Origin of the sequence: Chitinophaga sp. Cy-1792 (assembly GCF_011752935.1) — a bacterium.
Classification (GTDB): domain Bacteria; phylum Bacteroidota; class Bacteroidia; order Chitinophagales; family Chitinophagaceae; genus Chitinophaga.
Map to the genome: position 1 here is coordinate 2165425 of NZ_VWWO01000002.1, position 14829 is coordinate 2180253.

The 14829-nt window shown below is 46.8% G+C and carries 11 protein-coding genes; all 11 read left to right on the forward strand.

What is annotated here, in order from left to right:
- Positions 1-56: 56 nt before the first annotated feature.
- The gene (panC, locus tag F3J22_RS22890) at positions 57-923 is read left to right on the forward strand and encodes a pantoate--beta-alanine ligase (RefSeq protein ID WP_167020249.1); all 867 of its coding nucleotides are present in this window, start codon (positions 57-59) and stop codon (positions 921-923) included.
- A 250-nt stretch (positions 924-1173) separates the two neighbouring features.
- Positions 1174-1518, forward strand: coding sequence for an aspartate 1-decarboxylase (gene panD, locus F3J22_RS22895; protein ID WP_133811105.1), 345 nt, complete (start codon positions 1174-1176; stop codon positions 1516-1518).
- A 49-nt stretch (positions 1519-1567) separates the two neighbouring features.
- A complete protein-coding gene (locus F3J22_RS22900) occupies positions 1568-2602 on the forward strand; it encodes a lysylphosphatidylglycerol synthase transmembrane domain-containing protein (RefSeq protein ID WP_167020250.1) in 1035 nt (344 codons plus the stop codon).
- Positions 2603-2696: 94 nt separating this feature from the next.
- Complete coding sequence (locus F3J22_RS22905) at positions 2697-4163, forward strand: hypothetical protein (RefSeq protein WP_167020251.1); 1467 nt, start codon at positions 2697-2699, stop codon at positions 4161-4163.
- A gap of 197 nt (positions 4164-4360) precedes the next feature.
- The gene (ppk1, locus tag F3J22_RS22910) at positions 4361-6511 is read left to right on the forward strand and encodes a polyphosphate kinase 1 (RefSeq protein WP_167020252.1); all 2151 of its coding nucleotides are present in this window, start codon (positions 4361-4363) and stop codon (positions 6509-6511) included.
- A gap of 103 nt (positions 6512-6614) precedes the next feature.
- On the forward strand, positions 6615-7511 hold the full coding sequence (locus F3J22_RS22915) for an exopolyphosphatase (RefSeq protein ID WP_167020253.1): 897 nt from the start codon (positions 6615-6617) through the stop codon (positions 7509-7511).
- Positions 7512-7571: 60 nt separating this feature from the next.
- Positions 7572-8387, forward strand: a complete 816-nt coding sequence (gene panB / locus F3J22_RS22920) for a 3-methyl-2-oxobutanoate hydroxymethyltransferase (protein WP_167020254.1) — start codon at positions 7572-7574, stop codon at positions 8385-8387.
- A 581-nt stretch (positions 8388-8968) separates the two neighbouring features.
- The gene (locus F3J22_RS22925) at positions 8969-10045 is read left to right on the forward strand and encodes a saccharopine dehydrogenase family protein (protein WP_167020255.1); all 1077 of its coding nucleotides are present in this window, start codon (positions 8969-8971) and stop codon (positions 10043-10045) included.
- A 10-nt stretch (positions 10046-10055) separates the two neighbouring features.
- A complete protein-coding gene (locus tag F3J22_RS22930; protein WP_167020256.1) occupies positions 10056-10946 on the forward strand; it encodes a DUF1338 domain-containing protein in 891 nt (296 codons plus the stop codon).
- A 52-nt stretch (positions 10947-10998) separates the two neighbouring features.
- On the forward strand, positions 10999-12525 hold the full coding sequence (locus F3J22_RS22935) for an aldehyde dehydrogenase family protein (RefSeq protein WP_167020257.1): 1527 nt from the start codon (positions 10999-11001) through the stop codon (positions 12523-12525).
- A 550-nt stretch (positions 12526-13075) separates the two neighbouring features.
- On the forward strand, positions 13076-14776 hold the full coding sequence (locus F3J22_RS22940) for a S8 family peptidase (protein WP_205195531.1): 1701 nt from the start codon (positions 13076-13078) through the stop codon (positions 14774-14776).
- Positions 14777-14829: the final 53 nt, after the last annotated feature.

The following is a 14829-nucleotide window of genomic DNA, read 5'->3' on the forward strand; positions in this document are numbered from 1 at the left end:
TTTTTACGGAATATTGGCCAATCTGTCAGTTTTAACATCCTTTTTAACAATGTTTTATGTATCAATTTAAGCGCAGTATTGACCTGAAGAAGCACCTGGACCTCGTTAGAAAAAGTGGCAAAACAATTGGTTTTGTGCCTACTATGGGCGCACTCCACAACGGACACCTGTCACTTATTCAGGCCGCTAAGCAAAACACGGATGTGGTCGTTTGCTCCATCTTTGTCAATCCAACCCAGTTCAACGATCCTAAAGACTACGAAAAATATCCCATAACTATTGAAGCTGATATTAAAAAATTAAATGATGTTTCAATGGATATTGTCTTTCTCCCTGCCGTAGACGAAATGTATCCCGAAGGACTCGCCGGCGATATTCACTACGATTTCGGTGATCTGGAAACCATTCTCGAAGGTAAATTCAGACCCGGACACTTCCAGGGCGTTGGCCGCATCGTTCATAAACTACTCGATATTGTTCAGCCCTCCAAACTCTTCATGGGCCAGAAAGACCTGCAACAATGTCTCATAGTTCGTAAGTTACTCAAAATCATCCAGTCCACCACAGAATTAATTGTATGCCCAACGGAAAGAGAACCGGACGGACTTGCCATGAGCAGCAGGAACGTACGCCTCTCCCACGCCGCACGCAAAAAAGCTACTACCATCTTCCAGGAACTCTCCGCCATCAAAAACAGCTTCGGCAAAGGTCTTCTCTTCATGGAAAGCGCCCATGAAGCCACAGATCACCTCAAAGCGGAAGGATTCGACCCGGAATACGTGGATATACTGGCCCTCAGAGATGATATGCTCGTTCCACTCGATCAGCCCGCCACCGACGACATGGTGGTTGTAGCCGCCATCGCCGCCTGGCTCGATGGGGTCAGATTAATCGATAATATCGTCATCCAGGGAAAACTTTAACGTTTCATTTTATGCCGGCCGCAACGCATTATTATCTTGTAACGGCTGCCATATCATGACACCAATATCCGAAAGAGGAAGGCCTGCAAAGCCCTTCCTCTTTCTTTATCTGCCAGTTACTTTTCCACCACCGCAGCCCCACCGCAGCCCATTAACCTACTTTGCCGCATACAGGCACCACCGCCTTGGCCCGAAACATTATTTTACATAGCTTTGCAGACGCTTCTAATCACACGAAGCTCACAGTATTATGCAAATCGAAATATTAAAGTGTAAGATCCACCGCGCAGTGGTTACAGAAGCTAACCTGCAATATGTTGGTAGCATCACCATCGATGAAGATCTGATGGACGCAGCGGGACTCATCGAATACGAAAAGGTACAGGTGCTCAACGTTAACAACGGTGAAAGACTCGAAACCTACGTCATTAAAGGTAAACGCGGTTCCGGCGTCATATGCATGAACGGCCCCGCTGCCCGTCTCGTAGCCCCTGGTGATATCGTGATCATTATATCATACGCCACCATGGACTTCGAAGAAGCTAAAAAATATACGCCGATCGCCATCTTCCCTAAGGAAGGAAATAAATTATAATTGTCCGTTTCAGCTATAAAAACCCGTAACTCCCTAAACACTTTAGCATATGCCAAAATCGCTCAAAAACCTTATTAAGTTTATCTGCTTTTTCGGTATAGGGGTGCTACTCATATGGCTGTTTACACGCAATTTTACGCCCGAACAATGGACGCAGATGAAAACTGCGCTCAAAAAAGCAAACTACTGGCTGGCTATACCCGCTGTCATCATCGGTATTGCCAGCCACTGGTTCAGGGCCACCCGATGGAAATTACTCATGAAACCATTGGGCCACACCCCCACCACACTCAATACCTTCTTCGCCGTGATGACCGGATACCTCGTCAACCTCGCACTCCCACGTGTAGGTGAAGTCACCCGTTGCGGCATCCTCACACAATACGAAAAAATACCTGCCGATAAACTGGTGGGTACCATGATCGCAGAAAGAGCGGTAGACCTCCTCTGCCTCATTCTCCTCACCGTTATCACCGTATTCACACAGTTCGATATCCTCGGTGCCTACTTCCAGAAATTTATTGTTGTCAAATTCCAGGAGAAAATCGCCGGCGCCAATATGGTGCAGATAGGTATCGGACTCGCCATCCTCATCGCTGTCATCCTGCTCGCCATCTGGCAGGTACGCCGCTTCTCCCGTACCAAAGCATTTATCACCATCAAAGCCTTCGCCAAAGGCATGCTCGAAGGCATCCTCTCTGTAGGTAAAATGGAAAATAAATGGTCTTTCATTATCCAATCCATCCTCATCTGGGCTTGCTACGGCTCCCAGGTGTATATCGCCTTCTATTGTATGAGCGAAACAGCCGGACTCGGTATCAGCGCGGCACTCGCCGTTCTCGTTATCGGTAGTGTAGGCATGATCGTTATGCCTGGCGGTATCGGTATCTATTACGGCCTCGTAGGCTCCATCCTTGAGCTGTATAAAATACCTTACGAAATCGGCTTCGCCTTCGGTACACTGATCTGGGTAGTACAAACCATCCTCGTGATCGTACTCGGATTCTTCAGCCTGGTAGCCCTTCCTGTATACAACAGAAACCGCGCACTGAAAAATTCTCCGGCAGCTTCCGGCGATAAATAATCGGGTCTTTTATTTTTTTGTAGTATTTTGTTGCAGCATTTTCACCGCAAAATGCTGTCTTAAACTATTACTTAATCCCGTACCCGTGCCTATTATGACACAGCTCTTACCCCGGAAACATGTCCCAACTATTTTATTGCTGACACTCATCGCATTAGTCAGTAAACTCATTATTAAATACATTTACCACTTCGATTTTACCGCCATCCCGGTACTGGAAACCTGGCACCTTCTAAACAAGGACCTCCTGGTAAACCGGCCATGGGAAAGTCTATGGTACCTGCATAGCCAGCCGCCGCTCTTCAACGGCCTTTGCAGCCTCCTCATCATTTGGTTCCCCCATCACTACGAAGGTGTAATGGAACTCCTGTGGTTTCTCTTCGGCTATGCCCAAACAATTTTGCTATATGCTTCTCTTTATAATCTGACTAATAAACGCTGGCTGTCATTCGCCATCAGCGCCTATTTCTCGATAACACCAGCTTTTCTGCTATACGAATCCTGGTACTTCTATACCTATCTGGGCATGATATTCCTTTCCTGGTCGCTCTTCTTCCTGATAAAATATCTGCGCACGGAAAAATTCGTATGGGGGTTCTCGTTATTCCTGCTCCTGTCTGTCATCTGCCTTACCATCAGCATGTTCCACCTCGTATGGCTGGTATTGATTGCCATCGGACTGACCATCTTCAGCAAACCTCATCTACGTAAAAGAACAGTGCTGGCTGCCATTTTCCCGGTGCTCATGGTGACAGGCTGGTATGCTAAAAATAAAGTGATGTTCGGCCACTTCACGGCCTCCACCTGGATGGGCATGAATATCGCCCGCATCATGCTGCCACTGAACAGACAGCTGCCGCCTTCCATCGCCAACGATACCGTACGTCGCCTGGCCGACGTAGGCCCCTTCCGCTGCCTCGAAGAATACGGCCCATGGCTCCCGGTAAACAATAAATATAAAAATATACCTGCCCTCCAGGAATGGTGCAAGGCCTCCAGCGAATGTAATTTCAATCATCTCCAGTACATCTGGATCTCGGATAAATTCCAGGAAGCTTCCATGGCCTGTCTGAAAGCCAACCCAAAGCCTTACCTGTCGCTGATAAAGACCTCTACCGCCCTCTACTTCTCCCCGGCTACCAATTATTTTGCCTTTCAAAAGAACAGAAGCAAAATCATGGGATACGAAAATCTCTTTAACCTGGGCTACATCCGGATTTATAAAGATTATGTTTTTCTGACCAACGCCATCCTGTTCCTGGCCTACCTGCTGGTATTTACAGCCATTGCCTATATTTTGTCCAGGAAGATGATCCGCGTATTAGCAGGAAAAGAAAAATGGGACTGGCAGGATATCGCCCTGATTTACTGCGTGTTCAACATTCTCTACCTTGCCATGGCAGGTAACCTGCTCGAATTGGGTGAAAATATGCGCTTCCGGTTCCAGGTGATCCCGCTATTCCTCTTTACGCTTACCTGGCTGTACTGGAACCGTAAATGGAGAAATACAGCTTCCTCTGATACGCCAACGCCCGTAAAGACAGCACAGGCCACTGTCTGACCAGTAAGCACAACTTTTTTAAAAGGCTGATCAGTAAGCATGTAACATCATTACTTACCGATCAGCCTTCTTTATGCGCTTTTCTGCTCATTCTTAACAAGTTTTTCATTAACTTTAATTTAATACACACTATTGTCCTAATACCGTATCATCGCACATTCTTTTAATGTGAAATTTTTGAATGTAAAACAGAGCGTATGCGTTTGCCGTTTGGTGAGAACCTGGAAACTTTAACAATGCCCAATCAACAAATACTACAGAAAAAACCCGCCCGCAAAAAGGCCCCGGAACCTAAACGGAAATTGATCGCCAGAGATGTCAGCTGGCTGGCATTCAATGCAAGAGTACTACAGGAGGCCGCTGATAAAACAGTTCCCCTGTACGAAAGAATCCGGTTCCTCGGCATATTTTCCAATAACCTCGATGAGTTCTTCCGTGTCCGCGTAGCCACCCTGAAAAGAATGCTCTCTTTCGGGAAGTCTGCAAAAATGCACCTCGAAGAAAACCCCGGTAAAATCATTGATAATATCCAATCCATCGTAATCGAGCAACAGCGCGAGTTTGACAGGATATGGAAAGATATCAACCAGGTGATGGAAGAAGAACAGATCTTCCTGCGCACAGAAAAACAACTCAATAAAGAACAGCAAAGATTCGTTCTCAACTACTTCAACGAGCAGGTACGTACCAATATCATCCCGCTGATGATTGAGAGCATCCAGCAGTTTCCGAACCTCCGCGATAAATCTATCTACCTCGGCTGCGTACTGGCCAAACACGACAACTCTATCGGCCAGAAATTTGCCCTGATAGAAATTCCGACATCTGTACTGCCAAGGTTTATCATTCTGCCTTCCAAACAAGGAGAGCATAATATTATTCTGCTGGAAGATGTAGTAAGATTCTGCCTGCCAAATATCTTCTCCTACTTCGGATTTGATAAATTCTCTTCCCATATTATTAAAGTGACGAGAGATGCTGAACTGGACATCGATAACGATATCGCCGACAGTATCATCCACCAGATAGAGAAAGGGCTGAAAGACAGAAGAAAAGGCAAACCGGTAAGGTTTGTATATGATAAAGATATCGATCCGCTGCTGCTGGAATACCTGATCCGCCGCCTTGGCCTCAGTGGCAAAGACAACCTGATCCCCGGTGCACGTATCCATAATTTCAAGGACTTTATGGATTTTCCGGAATCGATTTTCCCGCCACACCTGCACCGCAAATCGTTTATCCATCCGCTGTTCCTCAACGCCTCCAGCGTAATGCATGTGGTACAACGTCAGGATGTAATGCTGCATTTCCCGTACCATTCCTTTGATACCATCATCGACCTCCTGCGCGAAGCGGCCATCGATCCGAACGTTTCTTCCATTAAAATAACGGCTTACCGCCTGGCCAGAAACTCCAAGATCATCAACGCACTCGTCAATGCCGTACGTAACGGTAAACAGGTAACGGTGGTGCTGGAACTGCGCGCCCGCTTTGATGAAGCGGCTAACCTCGACTGGAAATCAAAACTGGAGGAAGAAGGCGTAAAAGTATTGCTGGGTGTACCGAATATGAAAGTTCACGCCAAACTCTGCGTGATCAAAAAACGTATCGGTAATAAAACCATTCAGTGTGGTTTTGTCAGCACCGGTAATCTCAACGAAAAAACGGCACGTATCTACGGTGACCACTGTCTGCTTACCGCTAACAGGGCTATCATGGCTGATATCAACCGTATTTTCAGCTACCTGGAAAATCCGAAACATGATATCAAAGTCCTTGAAGGATGTAAGACGCTGCCGGTTAGTCCGCTCAATATGCGCGCTACCTTCCTGCGCCTGATCGACAGGGAAATCAAGAACGCACGCAATAAGAAAAAAGCCAGCATCATCATTAAAATGAACTCCCTCTCCGATGAGGTGCTGATCGGTAAACTGTACGATGCAGCCAAAGCCGGTGTTGATGTGAAGATGATCATCAGAGGTATCTGTTGCGCCTATACGGAGAACAAGAAATGGAAGAAAGATATCCATGCCGTAAGTATCGTGGATGAATACCTGGAACATGCCAGGGTGTTCGTTTTCCATCACGGCGGACAGGAAAAGGTGATCATTGCCTCCTGCGACTGGATGATCCGGAACCTGGACCACCGCGTGGAAGCAGCCGTATATATCACCGACCCTTCCATTCAGAAGGAGCTGAAAGATATCCTGCAGATACAACTGAGTGGTAACGTGAAAGCCCGGATACTCGACAATGAACAGAAAAATGAATACAAACGTAGCGGAGAGAAAAAAGTCCGCTCACAGGTGGAAACGTTAAAATATTTACTCGAAAAACAATACCAGTAATCCTTTACTGGTATTGTTCTGTTAATAAATGTTGATATTTCAGTGAAGGTACTGGATCATTATTCGGAATTGCGTACTTTTGCGACTTAATCAATTCGTGTAGATGAAGTTAGCTGCGATAGACATCGGTTCAAATGCTGCCAGACTGCTTATTTCGGAAGCATCTCCCAACAACACCGGGAAGATGGACTTTACCAAAGTCAATTTGGTGCGGGTACCGCTGCGCCTTGGCTTTGATGTGTTTGCCACACAGATGATCTCTGAAAAAAGAGCCACCTGCCTGATAGATACTATCCGCGCCTACAAACTCCTGCTCGATGTCTACGAAGTAAAATACCTCAAAGCCTGTGCTACCTCTGCCATGCGTGACGCACAGAACGGCATGGCCATTCTGACCGCAGTAAGAGAACAGACCGGTATTGACATCAAGATCATCAGCGGACAGGAAGAAGCATCCTACATCTACGAAAACCATGTTGCCGAAAACCTGGACAGCTCCAAATCCTACCTCTACATCGATGTAGGTGGCGGTAGTACAGAGCTGACCTTCTTCAGCAAAAAACAGCTGATATTTAAGGAATCCTTTAACATAGGGACAATCCGCCTGCTGCATAACCAGGTGCCCGACAGTTCCTGGCAGCAGATGAAGGACTTCCTGAAGAACAATCTCCGTGGCGCCGGTCCTGTAGTAGCCATCGGCTCCGGCGGAAACATCAACAAGGTTTTTTCGCTCTCCAAACGCAAGGAAGGCAAACCGCTTTCACTGGAAACCCTCAAGGAATACCACAAGGAATTCAGCAGCTTTTCTGTTGAAGAAAGGATACATATCTACAATCTCAGAGAAGACCGTGCAGACGTTATCGTACCCGCATTACAGATATATGTCAATGTGATGCGATGGGCGGATACACCGGAGATTTTCGTACCTAAAATCGGGTTGGCCGATGGATTGATCCACGCACTCCATGCTGAAATAGCCGCAGCAACTGTCCAGCTATAAAAAACATTTCCATTTTATTTATTATATCCCCACCTTTGCGTAAGCAAATACATACTGCTTATGTCTGTGAATAAAGAAATCAAGCGTGTAACCACGCATGTATTGCAGAAGATGAAGGTAGATGGTGAACGTATTTCCATGCTCACCTGCTACGATTATTCGATGGCCCGCGTATTAGATGATGCAGGTATCGATATGCTCCTGGTAGGAGATTCCGCTTCCAACGTAATGGCTGGTCATGAAACCACTTTGCCTATTACACTGGACCAGATGATCTACCATGCCTCTTCTGTTGTCAGGGCAGCCAAACGCTGTTTTGTAGTGGTAGACCTTCCTTTTGGTTCCTATCAGGGTAACTCCAAGGAAGCGCTCAATTCTACCATCCGCATCATGAAAGAAACTGGTGCACACGGTATTAAAATAGAAGGCGGTGAGGAAATCATTGAATCGGTAAAACGCATTATCTCCGCAGGCGTACCAGTGATGGGGCACCTCGGACTCACACCTCAGTCTATCTACAAATTTGGTACATACGCGGTAAGAGCTACCGAAGAAGCCGAAGCGGCAAAGCTGATCAGTGATGCTAAATTACTGCAGGAAGCTGGCTGTTTCGCCATCGTGCTGGAAAAGATCCCTGCACTCCTCGCCAAGCGCGTAGCAGAAGAACTGCAGATTCCTATCATCGGTATCGGTGCCGGTAAATATGTAGATGGCCAGGTGCTGGTAATGCATGATATCTTTGGTATCAACAAAGATTTCAAACCCCGCTTCCTCCGTCGTTACCTCGACCTGTACAGCGAAATCTACAATGCTACCCAATCTTACATTAAAGATGTGAAAGGCAGGGATTTCCCTAACGATAACGAACAATACTAAAACAAACAGCGAGGGTATATCAGTCTATAATTGCGTAGGGCGCAGCCAGCGCGCGGAGCGCGCAACAAAACCAACTGATACCGAAGGTATCAGTTGCAAATTAATCGCATAGAAAAATCATGTTTATCAAAATATTTCAGCGATTAAATACATGATTATTATTGATATACCCTCCTTTATACTCCCCAATATAAACCCTATCTCCCCAAAAAAATATCCTGATATAATTCGTAAAACGAAATAATTTCCTATATTCGCCAGATAGATATGAACTACCTGTTAAACATACAGCTTTCCTTACTCTCCTATCTGCGGAGCACCTGCTCCCACGTGCCTTGATCGGCCAGGGGTACATATCTCCCAATCTCCCATTTTATTTATTATCAGTATAATTTTTTACAGTTTTTATTACTGTAAGATGTTTACGTATATACATTATTGTTAGTAGTCCTGCGCTACTGACCACATAGTATATTATGTTTTGGTAGGAAGATACCTGCATAATAAACCTGTGCGTATATTTTCGTATAGTCGTACACGTTATACTGATCTTTATCTGTAAACCAATTCCATTTGATATTATGAAAAAGATCACCATTATCGGTGCCGGCAAGATCGGCGAAACCGCAGCATTTCTTTTACAAACATCCGGCGACTACCAGGTTACCATGGCAGACAGCAACCCACAGATGCTTGAAAAACACGCATCACCCGGCGTTTCTCCATTGTTACTCGACGTTAATGACCAAACTGCCCTGGAACAAGCCCTGGTAGCGCAGGATATTGTATTGAGCGCCTGCCCCTACTTCCTCAACGTGAAGATTGCCACCGCAGCGGCAAAAACAAATACCCACTACTTCGACCTTACAGAAGATGTGGCCACTACCAACGCCATCAGAGAAATCGCCGCCAACGCAGGCGTCAGCTTCATGCCGCAATGCGGCCTGGCCCCAGGCTTTATCAGCATCGCTGCCTACGATATCGCCAAACAGTTTGACGCCCTCGAAAGCGTTCGCCTCCGCGTAGGTGCCCTTCCCCAGTTTCCTACCAACAGCCTCATGTACAACCTCACCTGGAGTACAGACGGTCTCATTAACGAATACTGCAACCCCTGCGATGCTATTCATGAAGGCGTACGCAAGGAAGTAATGCCCATGGAAGGCTACGAAAAATTCGCCCTGGATGGTATAGAATATGAAGCTTTTAATACCTCCGGCGGACTCTCCGCACTGGCAGAAATACTCGATGGGAAAGTCTATAACCTCGACTATAAAACCGTCAGGTACCCGGGCCACTGCCATCTTATGAAGATTTTACTCAATGAGTTAAAATTGAATAAAAAAAGAGCCGTTTTGAAAGAAATTATGGAGGATAGCATACCTTTCACCCCGCAGGACGTAGTGCTGGTGTTCGTGTCTGTATCCGGTACCGTAAACGGGCGTTCCGTTCAACGCTCCTATTCACGTAAAATCTATAACCAGGCCATCAAAGGCAAGGATTTTACCGCCATACAGCTGACCACCGCAGGTGCAGCCTGCGCAGTGATCGACCTGCACACCAAAGGATTATTACCCGCACAGGGCTTCGTTCGTCAGGAAGATGTCCTTTTCGGCGATTTGATCAATAACAGGTTCGCTGCCTACTATAATCAGAATTAATACAACAGATATGCTTAGCGAGATTTTACAGGGCCTTATGGGCCGCTACATGGAACGTGTACCGGATGTAGCCGGCGTTATCGACGCCATGATCAGGGAAGGACTCATTCAATCGGCCGGTGATATAGAAAACGATCATATAGCTTTCCGCACCATGGGCGTGCCCCAGCTGGGAGTACAGTCGCTGGAAAAAATCTTCCTGCATTATGGCTACCAGAAAAAAGATCATTTCCACTTCGCAGGTAAAAAACTGGATGCATGGTGGTATGCGCCCCCTGCTCCGCAATATCCACGCATCTTTATCAGCGAACTCCGTGTAAATGACCTCAGCCCTGAAGCACAGGAGATCATCCGCAGCTACACGGCCGAAGTAAAAAGTGATCCTGTAGACGCACTGAACCTGGACGATAGTAAAACTGTTGATACATTTCTGCATAGCGGATTATGGCGTACCCCTACACTGGAAGACTTTAAAACACTTGCTGCGGAAAGCGAATATGCTGCCTGGGTGATCTATAACCGCTATTACCTGAACCATTTTACGGTAAGTGTACATAATCTTCCGAAAGGATATAATACCATCGCGGAATTCAATACCTTCCTGGAAAGAAATGGCTTTGTACTCAACGATGCCGGCGGAAAAATAAAAACCAGTCCCGACGGTAACCTGCTGCAAAGCGCTACCGTAGCCCGTATGATCGAGGCTGATTTCGCAAATGGCGAACACCAGAAAATCGCCGGATCTTATGTGGAATTTGCCGAACGAAAAGTGCTACCCGAATTCCGTGACCTCCCTGGCTCCGCCATCAAACGCGAACACCGCAGGGAAGGCTTCGAAACAGGCAATGCCGATAAGATCTTCGAAAGCACCTATACGGAACAGACTAAAAAAAGCTCCTGAGTATTTTTCAATAAACCGTACCGAACCTATCGTTCATCAACAAAATATTACTATGGAAAATATGCTGAAAGAATTTGGTATCAGCGGAAAACAAAGCGGCGTAAGTACAGGACAACACTGGCTTCCCGGCGGCGGCCCGGATATCACGTCCTGGTCTCCGGTAGACAATAACGTTATTGCTACCGTAAAATCTGCCAGCAAGGAAGATTATGATGCCATCGTGGTGACTGCGCACGAAGCATTCAAAACATGGCGCCAGTGGCCCGCGCCACGCCGCGGCGAGATCGTCAGACAAATCGGGGAAGCACTCCGTAAATATAAACACGACCTCGGACGCCTCGTCTCCTATGAGATGGGAAAAAGCCTGCAGGAAGGCCTTGGCGAAGTTCAGGAAATGATCGATATCTGCGATTTCGCTGTAGGACTCAGTCGCCAGTTACATGGCCTCACCATGCACTCCGAACGTCCGGGCCACCGCATGTACGAACAATGGCATCCGCTCGGTATCACCGGCATTATTTCCGCTTTCAACTTTCCGGTAGCTGTATGGAGCTGGAACGCCATGCTCGCATGGGTTTGCGGAAACGTATGCATCTGGAAGCCATCCGAAAAAACACCTGTCACGGCAATCGCCTGTCAACGTATAGTCGCTACCGTATTTGCAGCCAACAACGTACCTGAAGGCGTATGCTGCCTGCTCACCGGCGCACGCGATGCCGGCGAATGGCTGTCTGCCGATACCCGCGTTCCACTCGTATCTGCTACCGGCTCCACCCGTATGGGTAAAGCGGTTGCAGCCACCGTGGCCGCACGCCTCGGACGTAGCATCCTCGAACTGGGTGGCAACAACGCCATCATTATTTCCGAAAATGCAGACCTCGACATGTCGCTGATAGGTGCGGTATTTGGCGCTGTAGGAACCGCCGGACAACGTTGTACATCTACCAGACGTCTCATCATACACGAAAAAGTATACGATGCATTTACCCAACGCCTCGTACTCGCATACGAACAACTCAGGATCGGTGACCCGTTAGATGAGAATAACCACGTAGGCCCACTGATCGACAAAGACGCTGTGGCAGCCTATCTGAAAAGTATTGAAGCTATCAAACAGCAGGGTGGTAAATTCCTGGTAGACGGCGGCGTACTGGAAGGCAAAGGCTATGAATCCGGTTGCTATGTACAGCCATGCATCGCTGAAGTGGAAAACTTCTTCGACATCGTACAACATGAAACATTTGCACCGATTCTTTATGTCATGAAATACCAGACCCTGACAGAAGCCATCGCCATGCAGAATGATGTACCACAAGGTCTTTCCTCCGCTATCATGACGCTGAACCTCAGGGAAGCAGAGCAATTCCTTTCTGCCGCCGGCTCCGACTGCGGAATCGCCAACGTAAACATCGGTACTTCCGGTGCTGAAATCGGTGGTGCCTTCGGTGGAGAAAAAGAAACAGGCGGTGGCCGTGAAAGCGGCTCTGATGCATGGAAAGGATATATGCGCAGACAAACAAATACGATCAATTATTCCTCCAGCCTGCCACTGGCCCAGGGAATCAAATTTGACCTGTAAAGAATAAAGAAATTTCTCTTGATTTTTCCAGCTCCGACGCCTTGCGCCGGAGCTTTTAATTTCACTTCAGGAGGTTACTGCCCGATCAGATCTTTAAAAGCGGTTGACAATTATTTTTAACGTCGCAAATTAATCGCATCTCTACATACATCGACGTTTGCATGGATTTTCAAAAAAACTAGCGAGGCTGGAAAACCCCGCTTTTCGTTAAACGGAAACCATGCTTATGAGAAAAATATCTGATAGCAAGAGATGCTATCATATACTCTTCAGACCATAAATATGAAACTAATTTTTGAATATTCATATTCAACGTTTGTGCTACAACGGTAAATAATGTGATTCAACGCATGATTTACAAGGTTTAAAAGCAAAAGAAATTTTATAATCCCATTTTAATACACGCCTGTACCCGCTTATTTCCTAACAGATTATAACCAGTCAACTACCTGACAACGCGTTTATCACTAAAATTTAATGTTATACCGCTTTTTCCATATCTTTAACCTATCTAGTTTATTTTTACTCATATATCGGGAAAATGTTGAACATGAAATTGTTTAGTCGTGAGATAGCTGTCGTGGCAGGTTGTGTGGCAATGTTAACTACATTCAATTCTACCACCCAGGCACAAAGTAACCCCTCCGTGCCCAAAAACTGGCAACTGTTAAGCTTCGATACCGACAGTGTTTACGGTACCGGCGTTGAAAAAGCCTATAAGGAATTGCTGAAAGGCAAGAAAAGTACACCTGTAATCGTAGCCGTAATCGATTCAGGTATAGATACACTCCATGAAGATCTCAAGTCTGTACTCTGGGTCAACAAAGGAGAAATCCCCAACAACGGCAAGGATGACGACGGCAACGGCTACATCGATGATATTCACGGATGGAATTTCCTCGGTGGCAAAGATGGCAGCAGCCTCAAAGAAGACTCTGAAGAAGCTTCCCGCGAATACTACCGCATCAAAACAAAATACGGTAACCCGGACTCCGCACTGGACCACAGTTCCAAAGAATACGCTGAGTGGCAGAAACTGCAGGATAAAATCGAAAAGCCTGCCATGCAGAACAAGCATACGTACAAAACCATGTCTATGCTCCAGCAAAACCTCAACAAGTGTGAAACCATCCTGAAGGATTATCTCCATACAGACGATTTCACTCTCGGTCAGCTGGACAGCATTCAGACAACCAGTCAGGATGTACTGCTGGCACGTAATTTCATTTCCCGCATCCTCAAAAATGCCGGTGATGAAGTACCTGCCTCCTTCAACGAATTCAAATCCGAATTTGATGAATATGTTGCTGACACAAAACGTAAAGCCGAAGCAACTGACATACAGCCAAACGCAAACAGGGAAAGAATTGTAGGCGATAAATGGGATGATATCAACGACCGCAAATACGGTAACAACGATGTAATGGGTACCTTCGGGTTTCATGGCACACACGTTTCCGGTATCATCGGTGCACAGCGCAACAACGGTGTCGGTATCGACGGTATCGCTGATAATGTTCGCATCATGGCGGTGAAAGCTGTTCCCGATGGCGATGAACGCGATAAAGACGTGGCACTGGCTATCCGTTATGCGGTAGACAATGGCGCACAGATCATCAACATGAGCTTTGGTAAACCTTTTTCCCCGCATAAAGACTGGGTAGACGATGCAGTGAAATATGCAGAATCCAAAGGCGTACTGCTGATCCATGCCGCCGGCAACGATGGTGTAAATGTAGACAGCGTAGCCAATTTCCCTAATCCATACTATCTCACCGGTGGTAAAGCAAGCAACTTCGTAACGGTAGGTGCTTCCGGTACCGGCCGTGGCAGAGATAAAGTAGCCAGCTTCTCCAACTACGGTAAAGAAAGCGTAGACCTGTTTGCACCTGGTGTAGACATCCTGTCTACCGCTCCCGGCGGCAACAAATACAGAAGCGCCAGCGGTACCAGTATGGCAGCCCCTGTAGTGACCGGTGTAGCAGCACTCGTGCTCTCCTACTACCCTGATCTCAGCGCCAAACAGCTGAAATATGTACTGGAAAAAAGCGCTACCCCGTTACCTGATGGCAGCACCATGGTCAACAAACCAGGTGAGTCCGGTGTACAGGTTCCTTTCAGCGACCTCTCCGTTTCAGGTGGCGTTGTAAATGCCTACGAAGCGATCAAATTAGCCGCTACAATTAAAGGCGACAGGGTTGCACCCAAAAAGCAGCACAAGGCCAAAATGAAGGCTATAAGCAAGAACTAAGCAGTACTTCTATAAACGAACCGGGGCTAATCAGGAATATCCTGTTTAGCCCC